Annotated in this window: 12 protein-coding genes and 1 riboswitch; of the genes, 6 read left to right on the forward strand and 6 right to left on the reverse strand. The window is 31.1% G+C overall.

The genetic code is table 11. The features are described 5' to 3' along the window. Nucleotides 1-101 precede the first annotated feature (101 nt). A complete protein-coding gene (locus tag H527_RS0120875) occupies nucleotides 102-959 on the forward strand; it encodes an SMP-30/gluconolactonase/LRE family protein (RefSeq protein WP_081414668.1) in 858 nt (285 codons plus the stop codon). A gap of 225 nt (nucleotides 960-1,184) precedes the next feature. After that, nucleotides 1,185-2,576, forward strand: coding sequence for a phosphoglucosamine mutase (gene glmM / locus H527_RS0120880; RefSeq protein WP_027414437.1), 1,392 nt, complete (start codon nucleotides 1,185-1,187; stop codon nucleotides 2,574-2,576). A 694-nt stretch (nucleotides 2,577-3,270) separates the two neighbouring features. On the opposite strand, the gene H527_RS0120885 is transcribed toward glmM, so the two are convergent. Continuing rightward, nucleotides 3,271-4,170 (reverse strand): lysophospholipid acyltransferase family protein, encoded by a 900-nt coding sequence (locus tag H527_RS0120885; protein ID WP_027414438.1) that lies wholly within the window; start codon nucleotides 4,168-4,170, stop codon nucleotides 3,271-3,273. 53 nt (nucleotides 4,171-4,223) lie between these two features. Beyond that, nucleotides 4,224-5,123: a lysophospholipid acyltransferase family protein gene (locus H527_RS0120890; protein ID WP_027414439.1), complete on the reverse strand. Its 900-nt coding sequence runs from the start codon at nucleotides 5,121-5,123 to the stop codon at nucleotides 4,224-4,226. Nucleotides 5,124-5,354: 231 nt separating this feature from the next. Next, a riboswitch (cobalamin riboswitch) is annotated at nucleotides 5,355-5,541 on the forward strand. 192 nt (nucleotides 5,542-5,733) lie between these two features. On the opposite strand from H527_RS0120890, the gene metE reads away from it, so the two are divergent. Together metE and H527_RS23735 are read left to right on the forward strand one after the other, a co-directional pair. Next, nucleotides 5,734-8,067 carry a 5-methyltetrahydropteroyltriglutamate--homocysteine S-methyltransferase gene (gene metE, locus H527_RS0120895; RefSeq protein ID WP_027414440.1) on the forward strand — a complete coding sequence of 778 codons (2,334 nt, stop codon included), beginning with the start codon at nucleotides 5,734-5,736 and terminating at the stop codon, nucleotides 8,065-8,067. A gap of 10 nt (nucleotides 8,068-8,077) precedes the next feature. Then, nucleotides 8,078-8,338 (forward strand): cysteine-rich CWC family protein, encoded by a 261-nt coding sequence (locus tag H527_RS23735; RefSeq protein ID WP_081414669.1) that lies wholly within the window; start codon nucleotides 8,078-8,080, stop codon nucleotides 8,336-8,338. 275 nt (nucleotides 8,339-8,613) lie between these two features. Here the strand turns inward: H527_RS23735 and H527_RS0120900 are convergent, their stop codons facing one another. Both H527_RS0120900 and H527_RS0120905 read right to left on the reverse strand, forming a co-directional pair. Beyond that, complete coding sequence (locus H527_RS0120900) at nucleotides 8,614-8,940, reverse strand: DMT family transporter (RefSeq protein ID WP_027414441.1); 327 nt, start codon at nucleotides 8,938-8,940, stop codon at nucleotides 8,614-8,616. A 68-nt stretch (nucleotides 8,941-9,008) separates the two neighbouring features. Next, nucleotides 9,009-9,572, reverse strand: coding sequence for a Crp/Fnr family transcriptional regulator (locus tag H527_RS0120905; protein ID WP_027414442.1), 564 nt, complete (start codon nucleotides 9,570-9,572; stop codon nucleotides 9,009-9,011). 451 nt (nucleotides 9,573-10,023) lie between these two features. On the opposite strand from H527_RS0120905, the gene H527_RS0120910 reads away from it, so the two are divergent. Continuing rightward, nucleotides 10,024-10,674, forward strand: coding sequence for a rhomboid family intramembrane serine protease (locus H527_RS0120910; protein ID WP_027414443.1), 651 nt, complete (start codon nucleotides 10,024-10,026; stop codon nucleotides 10,672-10,674). Nucleotides 10,675-10,731: 57 nt separating this feature from the next. Here H527_RS0120910 and H527_RS0120915 read toward each other — a convergent pair whose 3' ends face one another. After that, nucleotides 10,732-11,868 carry a TlpA disulfide reductase family protein gene (locus H527_RS0120915; protein WP_027414444.1) on the reverse strand — a complete coding sequence of 379 codons (1,137 nt, stop codon included), beginning with the start codon at nucleotides 11,866-11,868 and terminating at the stop codon, nucleotides 10,732-10,734. 408 nt (nucleotides 11,869-12,276) lie between these two features. Here H527_RS0120915 and H527_RS0120920 point away from each other — a divergent pair, with 408 nt between their 5' ends. Continuing rightward, nucleotides 12,277-14,640, forward strand: a complete 2,364-nt coding sequence (locus tag H527_RS0120920) for a GAF domain-containing protein (RefSeq protein WP_027414445.1) — start codon at nucleotides 12,277-12,279, stop codon at nucleotides 14,638-14,640. A gap of 4 nt (nucleotides 14,641-14,644) precedes the next feature. On the opposite strand, the gene H527_RS0120925 is transcribed toward H527_RS0120920, so the two are convergent. Then, entirely contained in the window at nucleotides 14,645-15,817 is a 1,173-nt protein-coding gene (locus H527_RS0120925) for a Pycsar system effector family protein (protein ID WP_027414446.1), read from the reverse strand. Nucleotides 15,818-15,824 lie beyond the last annotated feature (7 nt).

The following is a 15,824-nucleotide window of genomic DNA, read 5'->3' on the forward strand; positions in this document are numbered from 1 at the left end:
TTATAGTCGTTTGTAGGATTAAAAGTATCGCTTGTAGAAAAACGTAAGGTTCAAGATTAAAATAATTTAGTTTTGAGGACACACCTAAAAAAACATAATTAATGAGATGTACTGTATTTTTTCTTTCTTTTATTATCCTTATTTTGCTTGCATCCTGTAAAAAAGAAATAAAAAGTAAAGATTTTACAAGTCCTAATACATTTACTAGTGGTATTGAAGGCCCTGCAACAGATTCTGAAGGTAATATCTATGCGGTTAATTATCAAAAAGAAGGAACTGTAGGTAAAATAACTCCAGAAGGAGAGCTATCCTTGTTTTTAGAGCTGCCAAACGGAAGTATTGGAAATGGAATTAGATTTGGAAAACAAGGCGAAATGTATATCGCAGATTATACAAACCATAATATTTTGATGGTAGATATGGATGCTCGAAAAATTTCGGTTTTTGCACATCATCCAGATGCAAACCAACCCAATGATATTGCTATTTCTCCATCTGGAATTATATATGCCAGTGATCCAAATTGGAAAAAAAACACAGGTAATATTTGGAAAATAACTAAGAGTAAAGGATTTGAGAAACTAGAAAGTGATATGGGTACTACCAATGGGATAGAAGTAAGCCCTGATGGTAAAAAGTTGTATGTTAATGAATCTGTTCAACAAAAAATATGGGTATATGATATTCAGGATAGCGGTACTATAACAAATAAAAAACTATTATACTCTTTTAAAGATTTTGGTTTGGATGGAATGCGATGTGATGACAAGGGTAATTTATATGTATGTAGGTTTGGTAAAGGTACTATTGTTGTATTATCCCCAAAAGGAAAATTATTAAAAGAAATAAAACTTCAAGGTAAAAAGCCTACTAATATAACATTTAGTAATGATTTTTCTGCTTTTTATGTAACCATGTCTGATAGAGGTTGTATTGAAATAGTCGAAAATAAATTATAATATCTTAAATACTTTATACAAGATAGCTCTATCTTTTTTAATGAGTATTAATTCCTCATAGAGAGGTTAATTCCGCGAGGCTTGCCTCGAAAATAAAATATATTTTCGGAATTGATTTTTTTGAAATTCTAAAATTGTTTTTTTGTAAACTTTAATTGTAAAGTTGTGGTACTCTGTCAGACCTTGTACATTTGTACCCATATCATACAATCAAAACAATAATACATGACATTAATAAAATCAATTTCGGGGATTAGAGGAACGATAGGAGGAACAGTTGGCGATAACCTTACTCCAATAGATGCAGTAAAATTTGCATCTGCTTATGGTAGTTGGCTAAAACAAGAAACAAATAAACAACACCCAACCGTAGTGGTAGGTAGGGATGCACGTATTTCTGGATCTATGATCCAGCAATTGGTAATGAATGGTTTGGTAGGATTAGGGATACATGTAATAGATTTGGGGTTATCTACAACTCCTACGGTAGAGATAGCCGTACCATTAGAAAAAGCAGATGGTGGAATAATATTAACAGCAAGTCATAATCCAAAGCAATGGAATGCTCTTAAGTTATTAAATAATAAAGGAGAATTTTTAAATGCAGAAAACGGAAAAAAAATTCTAGATATAGCAGAAAATGATAGCTATGTATTTGCAGATGTAGATGACCTAGGAAGCATTACAGTTAATGATACATATATAGATAAACATATAGAAGAGGTTCTTAATCTATCTTTAGTAAATGCCGAATTGGTAAAGAAATCAGGATTTAAAGTTGTTGTAGATGCAGTTAACTCTACAGGAGGAATTGCTATACCTGGTTTGTTGAAAAAAATGGGTGTAGAGGTCGTAGAACTATACTGCGAGCCAAACGGACATTTTCCTCATAATCCAGAACCATTAAAAGAGCATTTAACAGATTTGTCTGAATTAGTAGTGAAGGAAAAAGCAGATTTTGGAATTGTTGTAGATCCAGATGTAGATCGCTTGGCTTTTATGAGCGAAGATGGAGAAATGTTTGGAGAAGAGTATACCTTAGTAGCTTGTGCAGATTTTGTATTAGGTAAAACACCCGGTAACACCGTTTCTAATTTATCTTCTAGTAGAGCATTAAGAGATGTAACTCAAAAACATAACGGTACCTATTTGGCTAGCGCCGTAGGAGAGGTTAATGTGGTAGAGTTAATGAAAGCAAACAATGCTGTTATAGGAGGAGAAGGTAACGGAGGGATTATTTATCCAGAATCCCATTATGGAAGAGATTCTTTGGTTGGCGTAGCCTTGTTTTTAACACATTTGGCAGAAAAAAAATGTAGTGTAAGTGCTTTACGAAATAGTTATCCATCTTATTTTATGAGTAAGAATAAAATTCAACTAACTCCAGATTTAGATGTAGATGCTATTTTAGAAGGTTTTCATAACAAATATGTTTCAGAAGAAGTATCTACCGTAGATGGTGTAAAAGTAGATTTTGAAGATCGTTGGGTGCATTTACGTAAAAGTAATACAGAACCTATTATTCGTATTTATACAGAAGCCTTAAGTCAGGAACAAGCAGATCAATTGGCAGAAGATACTATTGCTACTCTAAAAAAGATAGCAGGGTTGTCCTAAATTATAGGTTAGATCTAAAAACAGAGTATCGTTAATGGATACAAATGGGATGTATATACTTTTTATGCATCCCGTTTCTTTTTTTAGGTACCCTCTATATACTGTATGCAATTGGTGCAGTATTTTATTATTTCCTAGTAATGTTTTTATAGTTCTCGGGTATATTTATTCACTTCCTTGCCGCATATATACTCGTCCCGGCAGCCGGGAAGCATAAAAACACCTACGGGAAGGGTATCCATAGTGCTGGGACGGGGTTTACTACCTACGGGAAGGGTATCTATAGTGCTGGGACGGGGTTTACTACCTACGGGAAGGGTATCTATAGTGCTGGGACGAGATTTACTACCTACGGGAAGATAGATACACTGTTTGCGATTCTATATCTTTTAAACCGCATACTACAAAGAGTTATTTATACTTGCTTCACAATAGAAAAACCTTATGTTTTTTTAATCCACATTGTGGAGTTTAATTCTCTCGAGGCGAGCCTCGAAAACAAAATATATTTTCGGAAGCACATCTCGTGAGCTTGCTCCGAGGTTATTGATTAACCGTTATACATTCTACAAGTTTTGGGGTAAGATATGTCAAAATGCATAACGAATTATGCTAATTTAATCCTGATATATCCTATAGGGGATGAACAAGATAGAATATTGTATTTACAGAAGTAAGCCAGTATTACATACGATTAATCTATTATAGCCCCCTCAGGAGGTGTGGCATTTCTGTGTTTCCATCGTTTATGAGTCCATAAATAGTATTGTGGTTTTTGACGTATTTGATTTTCAAGTAATTCAAGATATTTTTTTATGATATAGAATTTTTCTTCTTCTTTACTATTTTCAGAGATAGGGATAAATTTTACTTCATAATGTCCTCTTTTTACTTTTTCTACGTGTAGATATAATACGATAACGTCAAGTCTTTGTGCCAAAAACTCACCTCCTAAAAATATAGGGACTTTAACTCCCATAAAATCAGTCCAATATTTTGCATTCCCTATTTTTGGGGACTGATCAGAGATCATACCATATCCACATACGGTGCCTTCTTGCTTATCCTTAATAATTTGTCGGGCTACTTTATGACTAGGGATTAGTCTAGAATTAAATCGACCTCTAATACGATGTGCTAATCGATCAAAGTATTTATTTTCTATTTGTTTATAAATCCCTACACATGGATTTAAAGATACTAGATCAACTGCATTAGACCATTCAAAGCTACCATAATGGCCCATTAGTGTAATTATACTTTTGTTCTTTTTTTCAAATTCATGAAATTCATCAAGATTAACGACTTTATAACGTTTAATGAGTTCTTCTTTTGAAATAGAAAGCGATCTTGTCATTTCTAAAAACATATCACACATGTGTTTATAAAATGATTTACTGATATGTTGAATTTCTTTTTCAGATTTTTCAGGAAAAACTAAATTCAGGTTTTCGATTACTGTTTTTCTTCTATACCTGATAACATAATAGACTAATAAATAGATACAGGTAGAAAACATATAAAATAATCGCCATGGTAGTTTAGAGATTGCTAAAATTATCGGATAAACTAAGCAGTATATTATTAATTGCATGAGTGAGTAGTTAAAAACTTACAAAGATAAGCTTTTTAGTATATAGAGTTTTTTTAATCTACGGTAGCATCTTTAGGGATAGGAGCATTATGATGCTTCCATCGTTTATGAGACCACAAATAATATTCGGGTTTATTATAAATTTGATGTTCTAATAGTTGTAGATATTTTTTTGTAATAGAATAGTTTTGACAATTTTTTGGGTCTTCAGTAAGTGTAATAATTTCAGCTTCATAGTAGCCTCTTTTTACTTTTTTTACTTGCAAGTAGTATGCATTTAATCCTAATCTTTTTGATAATACTTCGGCACCTAAAAAGGCAGGTACTTTAATACCCATAAAATCGGTCCAAAAGGTAGCTTTATGTATTTTTGGAGATTGATCAGAAACCAATCCATACATATATAAATTATCTCTGGCTTGATCTTCTGTAATTACTTTCATAGCTTCTTTGGTAGTAACAACTCTAGAACCAAACCGAGCACGTATTCTTTTAACTAATCGATCAAAATGAATGTTTCCGATTTTTTTGTAGACCCCAACTGCTTGAAAATTTGTTTGGATATCTACCACATTAGCCCATTCATAACTTGCATAATGCGCCATAAAAACTATAATGTTTTCTCCTTTTGTTTCTAATTCATGCAGTTTTTCGATGTTTGTAACTTTAAAACGTTGCTTCATTTCCTCGTTGGATATAGAAATAGATTTGATCATTTCTAAAAACATATCACACATATGTTTATAGAAATCTTTTCTAATCCGATAAATTTCTTTCTGCTTTTTTTGAGGAAATACTAATGTAAGATTTTGTGTTACCGTTTTTCTTCTATACCTAATAATATGATATACTAAAATAAAAATCCCTGTCGAAAAAATATAGAAAAGTCTCCAGGGTAATCTTGAAATAAACCATAAAATAGGGTACACTAATTTATAGATAATTAACTGCATAAATCTAAAAAGGTTTGATTAACGAAAATAAAAGTATTTTGTGGAATGACTCTTTAAATTGTTTAAAAAAATATAAAAAAGAAAGATGTATGTATACTTGATTTTTGAATACTTCATTGAGATGTATAGATGAAGAATACTTTGTTGTAAACACGTTTTACAACCTTCTGAAATAAAATGTAACTAATCGAAAATAAACTTTAACTTTGTAGCTGATAAGTTCTTTAACATACTTCATCAAACGGAAAAGGTTTTACTTAGCTGTGAATTAATAGGGAATCGTGTGCAAATCACGAACTGTCGCGCAACTGTAAGTAACATACCAAAGGATTTCATCCACGAATATCCACTGCAAAAAGCGGGAAGGATGATGAAATCCGTTACAAGTCAGGAGACCTGCCTATTCCGAATGGACAATGCTTTCGCGATTTGAAGCTTTTAGTCAGACAGATGCGTTTTTAACACAAGACCAAGTTTCTTGAATGGGATAATTGGCTTTTGTCGTTTCGTATGCACATTTTCTTTCTATAAATTTTTATCGTAAACGTATTGCGAAGTTCTACAAAAGAGCTTTTAAATCATTGTTTAATCATTTAAAAGTTAAAAGAAAATGCAAACGCACAATCTTGGCTATCCGCGAATTGGTAGCAACAGAGAACTCAAAAAAGCCTGCGAGCACTATTGGTCAGGCAAAATCACAGCACAAGAACTGGCTAATACCAGTCGCAATCTTACTATTAAGAACTGGAAAATACAACTAGAGACAGGAATAGACCTTATTCCTTCTAACGATTTTTCGTACTACGATCAGATTTTGGATATGTCTTTAACCGTAGGAGCCATTCCAAAGCGCTATAATGAAATAGCACTGGATAAATTCAATAACGAACTCGATTTGTATTTTGCAATGGCAAGAGGCTATCAAAAAAATGGTCTAGACATTACCGCAATGGAAATGACTAAATGGTTTGATACCAATTACCACTATATTGTTCCCGAATTTTATAAAAACCAGGAGTTTACACTTTTTTCAAACAAAATAATTAACGAATTTGTAGGTGCTAAACAAGTAGGGATAAAAACCAAACCTGTTATTATTGGTTTAGTATCCTATTTACTTTTAGGGAAAGAAAAAGAAGATGGTTTTGATAAATTAGATTTAGTTACCAACCTACTTCCTGTTTATATAGAAATTTTAAAAGAACTTGAAGCACAAGGCGCAGAATGGATCCAGTTTGATGAACCTTTTTTAGCATTGGATTTAAGTGAAAAGGAAAAAGAAGTTTATAAATTTGTTTATACAATATTAAAAAAGAAGTTTCCAAAACTTAAAATAATGATAGCGACCTATTTTGATGGGTTAAAAGATAATCTTTCGTTAGCTGTTTCGCTTCCTATATGCGCTTTACATATTGATTTGGTACGTTGTCCAGAGCAATTAGACGATGTTTTAAATAATATTCCCGAAAGTTTGAGTTTATCGCTTGGAATTATTGATGGGCGAAATATCTGGAAAAACGATTTTGAAACCTCATTGTTATTCATCAAAAAAGCGGTTAAAAAAATAGGTTGTGACAGAGTAATGATTGCCCCGTCTTGCTCCTTATTACATTCGCCTTGCGATTTGGATTTGGAAACTAACGAAGAAACATTATTGCCAGAAATAAAACAATGGCTCGCTTTTGCCAAACAAAAGTTAGATGAAGTAGTGACACTAAAAGAACTTTCTTCCAAAAAGCCAGATAAAAAAGCATTGGAGAAATACGACAGAAATAAAAAGGATATTGAAAGCCGTAAAACTTCAAAACGTATTCATAACAAAAAAGTTAAAGAAAGAGTAAGCAGTATTACTGCAAAAGATTCAGAAAGAAACAATCCGTTTTCGATACGTAAAATTACACAACGTAACGAATTAAAATTACCTTTATTTCCAACCACAACCATTGGCTCGTTTCCACAAACATCAGAAGTTAGAAGTTGGAGAGCAAAATTTAAAAAAGGAGATATTTCTGCGGCAGAATATAATGCCTTATTGAAAAAAGAAACCGAAGAATCTATTCGTTGGCAAGATGAAATAGGTATAGATGTATTGGTACATGGGGAGTTTGAACGTAACGATATGGTAGAGTATTTTGGAGAACAACTTTCGGGATTTGTATTTACTAAAAACGGTTGGGTGCAAAGCTACGGAAGCCGTTGTGTAAAACCTCCAGTTATTTATGGTGATGTTTATCGTCCAAACCCGATGACAGTTTATTGGTCTGAATATGCACAATCTTTAACCAAAAGTTTGGTAAAAGGAATGCTTACCGGGCCTGTTACCATTTTGCAATGGTCGTTTGTTCGTGATGACCAGCCACGCTCAGTAACTTGTAACCAAATTGCATTGGCGATTCGAGATGAAGTAGTTGATTTAGAAAAAGCAGGAATAAAAATTATTCAAATTGACGAACCTGCCATAAGAGAAGGGTTGCCTTTGCGCAAATCAGAATGGCAAGCATATTTGCAATGGGCAGTTTGCGCATTTAGAATTTCGGCAAGTGGGGTAAATGATGCCACACAAATTCATACACATATGTGCTATTCAGAATTTAATGATATTATTCAAAACATTTCTGATATGGATGCCGATGTTATTACAATTGAATGTTCTCGTTCACAAATGGAACTGTTAGATGCTTTTGCAGAGTTTAAATACCCAAACGAAATCGGGCCAGGTGTTTACGATATTCATTCGCCAAGAGTGCCTTCAAAAGAAGAAATGGTACAGTTATTAAAAAAAGCACAAGACGTAATTCCAGCAAACCAGCTTTGGGTAAATCCTGATTGCGGACTAAAAACACGCCATTGGGATGAAACAAAAAAAGCATTAATTGCTATGGTAGAAGCTTCAAAAGAAGCAACATCATATTTTGTAGCAGAAGAAAAAGTAAGCAATAGTTAGTTATAAGTTATTGATAAAACACGAAGAAAAATATTGCCCAAGATGTAAAAGCCAATTTGAATGTAAAGTAGGTTCGATACTATTATGCCAATGCACAATAATTAATTTAAGCAATGAAGAGCGAAATTATATTAATGAAAAGTATGACGATTGTCTTTGTGCAAATTGTATGAAGGCATTAAAGTCGGAATATCATAACCAACTTTTTCAAAACAAATTAAAAAACATCTTGGGCGTATTTTACAAAAAGCCTAATCATAAAACAAAATGATATTACAAGAATAAATATAGCAATTGAAAAAAAACACATCTTTAAAACCGTTTTTCTAAGCACAACTAATCATTAGGACACCTTTTTTGAAGGCAGTTTAAAGTGGAATGTTTACTTAAATAAGAAACAAACTTCGATTTAGTTAACTACCTGTTACGAGATCCGTATGGGGTAGGTAGTATTTCTGGTAAACTCAGTAGAACTAAGAGAGTCTCAAGGTGCTAATAAATTACGGTGTCAGGTAACTCAATTATATACTTATGCCTTTTCTTATTTTATTGTGAAACTGCTTTTAATCCAACAATTGAACCTATTAATGTAGTGATAAAAATTAATCTTAAAAGTGTTGCAGGTTCTTTAAATACAACGATTCCGACTAAAACGGTTCCAACTGCTCCAATTCCTGTCCATATTGCATATGCAGTTCCAATGGGCAAGGTTTGAGTTACTTTGATTAAAAGACCCATACTAATACCACAGGTAATCAGGAAACCCACATACCAAAAATACATTTCATTTCCTGTGGTTTCTTTTGCTTTTCCCAAACAAAATGCAAATACTACTTCAAACAACCCCGCAATAACTAAGATAACCCAATTCATAATTTTTATTTTTTTGCAAAGGTGGGAAATGGGGTTGAAAGAAAATTTTACAAATGATAAAAAAGACTTTATTTTATTTCTGCTCTTATTCTGCTTAAACTTACTTGAGTTATACCTAAATAAGAGGCGATATGCCCTAATTGTACTCGTTGAATTAAATCAGAGTTATTTTTTAGAAGTTCTTTATAACGTTCTTTGGCTGTTCGGAATTGTCGAGAAATAAGTCGTTCTTCTGTTTTAATAAGTTCCTGCTCGGCAAATCTTCGTCCCCAATTTGCTATGTTTATGTCTTTCTCAAAGAGTTTCTGTAGGTTTTGGATTTTAAGTTCGTATAGTTCGCAGTCCTCTAACAGTTTAATATCTTCATATCCTTTCTGATTTGCAACATAACTTTTCATTGAAATAACGGCATCTCCTTCTTTTCCAAACCAAAAAGTTATTTCATTGTCCGCAGAATTGGCATAAGCACGAACAATTCCTTTTTTGATAAAATAAATACTTGTTTCAATTTTGTTGGCTCTCAACAAAAAGTATCCTTTAGGATAGCTGATTTCTGAGATACACTCTTTAATTGTCGATTTCGAAGTGTCAGGTAGAGGATATATGTTATTAAGAATTTGGTCTATTTTCATTTAGTATATATTGTTTTAGCATAGCACATAACGTCTCGGTTATAATTATACCAGTTGTATTTTGAATTTGCTATTAAAAGAAAATAAGCTGTTTTATTACGGTAAATTTAAAGAAACTGTTCTTATAATTTGGAGGACTTCATTTAAAGCTCAAACCTTTAAGTTAAGCACCAAAGCCCGTATTACTAACCATTGTGTGCCTTGAATGGTAAATATAGTTCAATTATTAAATGTTTCAATGAATGAGTTAAAGTCTCTTATATGTAGAGCCGTTTACGTAAACAAAGTAAGTGTTAAGGTGGTATGAGGTATACTTACGGTAGCAAAATATATTTTTAGAAACATACCTCGTGAGCTTGTTCTGATGTTGTTGGTTAGATTAAAGAAAGCCTTTACTTAAGGTTTTTATAGCTTAAAATATATGGTATATTTGAAAAAAAAATATAAATACATGGGGGGATTAGATATTGTTGTTATTTTAATTATTGTTGCTAATGTAGCAATGTCATTAAAAGGTTTTAATGATTTTTCATTTTTTGAAAAATATAAATTTAATATAGGAGGAATACGAAGAGGGGAACAAGTAAGAATGCTAACTTCTGGATTTTTGCATGCAGATACAATGCATTTGTTTTTTAATATGTTTACTCTTTATTTTTTTGCTCCTGTAGTTGTTAGTTTTTTAGGAAATATTAAATTTTTGATAATCTATTTTAGTAGTTTATTGGTAGGTAATTTGTTTTCTTTATTTTTTCATAAGGATGAATATCATTATAGTGCAGTTGGTGCTAGTGGTGCTGTTTCTGGGATAATATATGCAGGTATTTTGTTTAGACCAGATATGAGTTTATATTTAATGTTTATCCCTATTCCTATTCCTGCTTATATATTTGGTATTGGTTACTTATTATATTCTATTTTTGGAATGAAAAATAAAATTGGTAACATAGGCCATGATGCACATTTTGGTGGGGCAGTAGGTGGTTATGTGATAACTTTGATATTGGCACCTTGGTTATTTCAAGAAAATCTTTTTATGATTGGTTTATTAGCTATTCCTATACTTATACTTTTTGTTTTGCAAAGGTTAGGAAAATTATAAAGCACAAAAAAAAGGATCTTTAAAAAGATCCTTTTTTTTGTGCTTTATATACTGTCTTTATAAAGATTTTTGTTCTAATAGTTCTGCTATTTTCTGTTCCAGAGCAGGACCTCTAAGATTTTTTGCTATAATATTTCCTTTTTCATCCAGAATAAAAGTTGCAGGGATAGATCTTACTCCATAAGCTCTTGCTATTGGTTCTTGCCAAAACTGTAAGTTAGAAACATGGTTCCACTCCAGATTATCATCTGCTATAGCTTTTGTCCAAGCATCTTGTTTTTTGTCTAGAGATACTCCTATAATATTAAGTCCTTTTTTGTGGTACTTATTATATACTTTTACTACGTTTGGATTTTCTATTCTACATGGTTTGCACCAAGAGGCCCAAAAGTCAATAATAGTAACTTTACCCATACTTTCTTTTAAGGATAGTATTTTACCGTTAGGAGTGGGAGCAGAAAAATCTTCGGCAGTAGAACCAATATCGATTCTTTTTTGCGAAGCCATAGTAATAGCACTATTAATAAGTTGTTCTAAGTTTTTACCCAATCGTGTAGTTTTAAGACTATCATTAAGGGTTCCAAATTTTGTTTTAGCTTCTTGAGGGGTTAGTTTTTTAAGATTTAATAAATCGGTTAGAGCCATAATAGATATTAAAGAACCTGAATTGTTCTCTGCCATATCTTTTCTAAATTGATCTTCTTTTTTAACCAATTCTTCTCTTTTAGAAGATATTTGTAATGCTTTTTCTGCTTCCCCTAATTTTGATGAAACATGATGTTGATTACTTAATTTTGTTTTTTCTTCGTTGTATTTATTTAGAGTATTTACGTAAGTATGAAATAATTTATTTTCTGCACCTCCTGTAATAACAGAGGATCGCATACTATCTTTATAAATTGTCATTTTAATGGGGTTGTTCTCCGCTAAAAATAAAACATTTCCTCTAATGTCTTTAAACGTTAAATAATTAAAATCATTACTTTCTGGAGCAGGTAATGCTACTTCAAATTTTTCGTTTTGTATAGTAGTAGAATCAATAATTATTGGTCTACTGGATTGGCTTATAGCGTTTATGTATACTACTGTTCCATCTTCAAAACCAGCTGCATCAGCAGTAATACTATATCCTTTTTGATCTTTTTGACAAGCTACAAGTAGTAGAGTTGTGGCTAGCAATGCAATTCTTTTCATCTGTATATTTTTTTAAATGTGACAAAACATTTTGCACATTACTCACGTAAAAATAATTAAAAACCAAAGTTCGTGAATCTCTGATCTTATAAATTTGTAGAACAAAGATTAATCTTTTTTATTGTCATAGTATAGATTAACCTTTAGTATATTATTTTATACTCCCTTAATTTTTATTGGCTGTAAAAATAAAGAATACAATGCATAAACTCCAAAAATTAACATTGTAGATTAAAAGAATTGTTAATTAGATTTCAGGGGTTTTATAGAAATTATAACAAAACATTTTTTGTAAAAAAAAATAAAAATTAACATAACTAAGTTTTTACAATGATTTAATTAATTGTTAATATCTAGGCGTACGATTTTGTTTGCCTTATTTTTGTAAGCATTGATTAATGAACGGATATGAAAGCTTTGGGGAAAGATTTTCCATTAGATATAAGAATTAGTTTTACAAAATTTTTTGAACAGTACAGAGAATTATTAGAAAACAATAATGAACTTGTTAGCGAGAGGGCTTCACGAATTTTAAAAATCGGAGAAGATTATCCTGAATTGGAAGAGGGGATATCGAAACCAAAGCGTGTGCAGGAGCTAATGCCACAAATTGATTTGGTACTAGAGGATGCGTTTGCGAATATATTACAGCAAAATGAAATAAAGATCGCTACAATTCCTTTTCAGAATATTGTATTAAAATCTACGAAGCGGTATCAAAATATAATAAATGCAGCAGGAAAAGATTTTGAGCCTCAGATTAAGAATATGAACGAGGATCATTATTATATTATGGGATGTAGTGTCATTTTAGGTAGTTATTATGACTATCAAATAGATTTTAGAAGGCCCTTCTTTTATGATATCCCTGATGAAAAAGGGATTATGCGCCATTATAGGATTATGTATAACGGAGATTTTATCGATATCATTAAGACAGATAAAGCAAAAGACATAACCGATGAAGATGTAGCAGAATTATTAGATAATTTTGATAATATAGAGATATGGAAAGAAAAGTTCCCACCAAATAGTTGGATTTTTAAAGGAATAGTCCTTGCTAACATGTTTGATGTAACTACAGATGTGTCTTTATCAGATTTTAAAACCAGTTTGCTTAAATATGATAAAACACAAGGAGATTTTGTAGGGAGTTTTCAAAAGATTTTCAGAGCTATTTTTAACCTTCATGAAATTAAAGTTGGCTTTTCTAATTATAATCCTGAAAACCAATCTTTTGAACGGGTTCCGTTTAAGAATGTCGATAGTTATATATTATGTGATGAGTATTCAAATAATTGTAAGTCCGCACTTTGTAGTGGAGCTTATCATCATTTGTTTGAAAAATCAACTTATTTTACAGTTTCAGATGTAAAAAGATACCAACAGTCTGCTCCAAACGAATTGATGTATACAAACTTGATTGCACAAGGCATTAATAGTTTAATTATAGCTCCAATAGTAAGTGAGGGTAAATTACTTGGGGTTTTAGAAATAGTATCTCCTAATGTTCATGAATTAAATAGTATTAATGCTAATAAGTTGCAGGATGTAATGCCGTATTTAGTAGATTCGGTTTTACGTTCCAAAGCAAAAGCAGAGAATGAGTTAGAACTAATTATACAACAAGAATGTACCTCTATACATCCAAGTGTTCATTGGAAATTTAAACAAGAAGCAAAACGTTTTATGCTAGCAATGGTAGAAGAAAACCCAGTTTCTTTTAGAGAAGTAGTTTTTGAAAATGTATACCCTTTATATGGGCAAATTGATATAAAAGGCTCTTCAGAGGCTCGTAATGAAGCTATACAAAAAGATTTAGTATTACAGCTTAAAAGCATTTTAGTAATAATTGATAAAGTTATAGAATCAGATCCTTTGCCAATTTATGAGCAATTAAAATACACCACTAGCCTCTATATAAACTCTATCACCAAACAATTAGAAGTAGATAGTGAACAAAATATTTTAAACTTTATTAAAAAAGAAATTACACCACTATTTAAACATTTAGAACAAAAAAATGAAGAGTTAAAAGGTTCTATAAATGTGTACGACACTATTTTAGATCCTCAAATAAATATGGTTTATAAGTATCGTAAGGCGTATGATGAGTCAGTTATGCAAATTAATAAAAAAATGGCTTCGTTATTAGATAAAATGCAGGGTGAAGCACAGGGTATGTACCCTCATTATTTTGAGCGTTTCAAATCTGATGGAGTAGAACATAATATGTATATAGGAGAATCCATAACGAAACAAGAAAGTTTTAATAAAGTATACCTTTATAACCTTAGATTGTGGCAATTGCAAGTAATGTGTGAAATGGAAAATGCATATTATCAAATGAAAAACGATTTGCCAATAGCATTGGATGTGGCATCTATGGTTTTAGTATTTAATTCATCTTTATCCGTTAGGTTTAGAATGGATGAAAAAAGATTTGATGTAGATGGTACATATAACGCAAGATATGAGGTAGTAAAAAAACGAGTAGATAAATCTAATATAAAAGGGACTAATAAACGTGTTACAGAAAAAGGAAAATTGGTAATTATATATTCTCAACGCTCAGATGAGAAGGAATATATTAAATATATTAATTTTTTACAATCCAAAAACTATCTGGAAGAAAATATAGAGGTTGTAGATCTAGATAATCTTCAAGGAGTTACAGGTTTAAAGGCTTTAAGAGTTAATATTTTGTATAATAAAAATAGACATGATAAAGAATATTATACATATCAGGATTTAATGAACGAACTTAATTAAGTAACTATTGTAAATTATTAAAAGCAATGATAAAGGATATAACAGAAGTTATAATCCCTATCATAAAAACGGTATATGTAATTCTTAATATTTTATATTTTCGATGTAAGACTTTTCCTAGAAAGTATAAATCTTTAATCATCATATCATAAATATACTCTTTGTCATCCATGAGTTCTACCATGGCAGATTTATAGTCTTCTAATGGCATTTTATGAAAATTACCAAAGAATAATAAATTCACTTTTTTTTCTTCAATTTCTTTACGAGTAAATTCGCCACTAGTTACGTTTGGACGTGTTGCTAGTACAGATAGTATTATAGATGCAATACAAAATAAAATAAATATAAAAGTAGGGTAGATCAAATATTGATTAGAAGGGTTATCTAGTTTAGGAATTAGATTAGATAAAGCAAGAGATATAATAATTGCATTTACAGAAAGAAGAATATTAGCTTTTGTGTCTGCAATATCACTTAACTTTAAATGGTTTCTTAAAGTAACTCTAAACAAAGTTTGTATTCCCTTTTCAGGGCTTTCTTCTTTTATTAATTTTCTTTTTTCGTTCTTCTTTTTTTTCTTTGATGCTTCTAATTCAACTAACATTTTAGAAAGATTTATATCTTTTTTTGGCTTCCAGTTATCAATAGCATATTCTGTATAATATCGATGTTTATTTTTAAATAGATCGATATTGGATTTAAGCCAGTCCGAAGTATTTATATCCTCAATATTATTAAGTTTAAACTCACATCTTAACAATTCGCTGGTTTCTCCATAATAATCTTTCGCAAAATGTGAAGCATCTGCATCTCTAATAATTTCTTCTAAAAAATTAGTGGGTTCATGCTCCATTTTGGTAGCCATGATTTGTTCTGAAACCTTATTAATGATACCTTGCGAAACATTTTGATTTGATAAGAAATCTTTAGCTATTTCTACACTATGTTCTTCATGGTTTTTTGAACTGATAGAATACCCTGTATCGTGTAGTAAAGCAGTTAGAAGTAAAGCTTCTTTATCTTCATCTGGTAAATTAGTACTGTCAATAATTTCTTTAGTACTTTTATAGACTCTTTTTGTATGACTATAGTTATGATAGATACAGGAGTTTGGAAGTTTTTTTTCAAAAAGTTCTAAAACAAAATTGTCAGTTTTTTCTAATAAAGAAGACATAATTATT

It is taken from the genome of Aquimarina muelleri DSM 19832, assembly GCF_000430665.1.
In the GTDB taxonomy this organism is placed as follows: Bacteria; Bacteroidota; Bacteroidia; order Flavobacteriales; family Flavobacteriaceae; genus Aquimarina; species Aquimarina muelleri.

Excerpts from the sequence above, each read along its gene's own strand:
- H527_RS0120875 (WP_081414668.1), top strand. The coding sequence starts at position 102 with ATGAGATGTACTGTATTTTTTCTTTCTTTTATTATCCTTATTTTGCTT.
- glmM (WP_027414437.1), top strand. The coding sequence starts at position 1,185 with ATGACATTAATAAAATCAATTTCGGGGATTAGAGGAACGATAGGAGGA.
- H527_RS0120885 (WP_027414438.1), bottom strand. The coding sequence starts at position 4,170 with ATGCAATTAATAATATACTGCTTAGTTTATCCGATAATTTTAGCAATC.
- H527_RS0120890 (WP_027414439.1), bottom strand. The coding sequence starts at position 5,123 with ATGCAGTTAATTATCTATAAATTAGTGTACCCTATTTTATGGTTTATT.
- metE (WP_027414440.1), top strand. The coding sequence starts at position 5,734 with ATGCAAACGCACAATCTTGGCTATCCGCGAATTGGTAGCAACAGAGAA.
- H527_RS0120900 (WP_027414441.1), bottom strand. The coding sequence starts at position 8,940 with ATGAATTGGGTTATCTTAGTTATTGCGGGGTTGTTTGAAGTAGTATTT.
- H527_RS0120905 (WP_027414442.1), bottom strand. The coding sequence starts at position 9,572 with ATGAAAATAGACCAAATTCTTAATAACATATATCCTCTACCTGACACT.
- H527_RS0120910 (WP_027414443.1), top strand. The coding sequence starts at position 10,024 with ATGGGGGGATTAGATATTGTTGTTATTTTAATTATTGTTGCTAATGTA.
- H527_RS0120915 (WP_027414444.1), bottom strand. The coding sequence starts at position 11,868 with ATGAAAAGAATTGCATTGCTAGCCACAACTCTACTACTTGTAGCTTGT.
- H527_RS0120920 (WP_027414445.1), top strand. The coding sequence starts at position 12,277 with ATGAAAGCTTTGGGGAAAGATTTTCCATTAGATATAAGAATTAGTTTT.
- H527_RS0120925 (WP_027414446.1), bottom strand. The coding sequence starts at position 15,817 with ATGTCTTCTTTATTAGAAAAAACTGACAATTTTGTTTTAGAACTTTTT.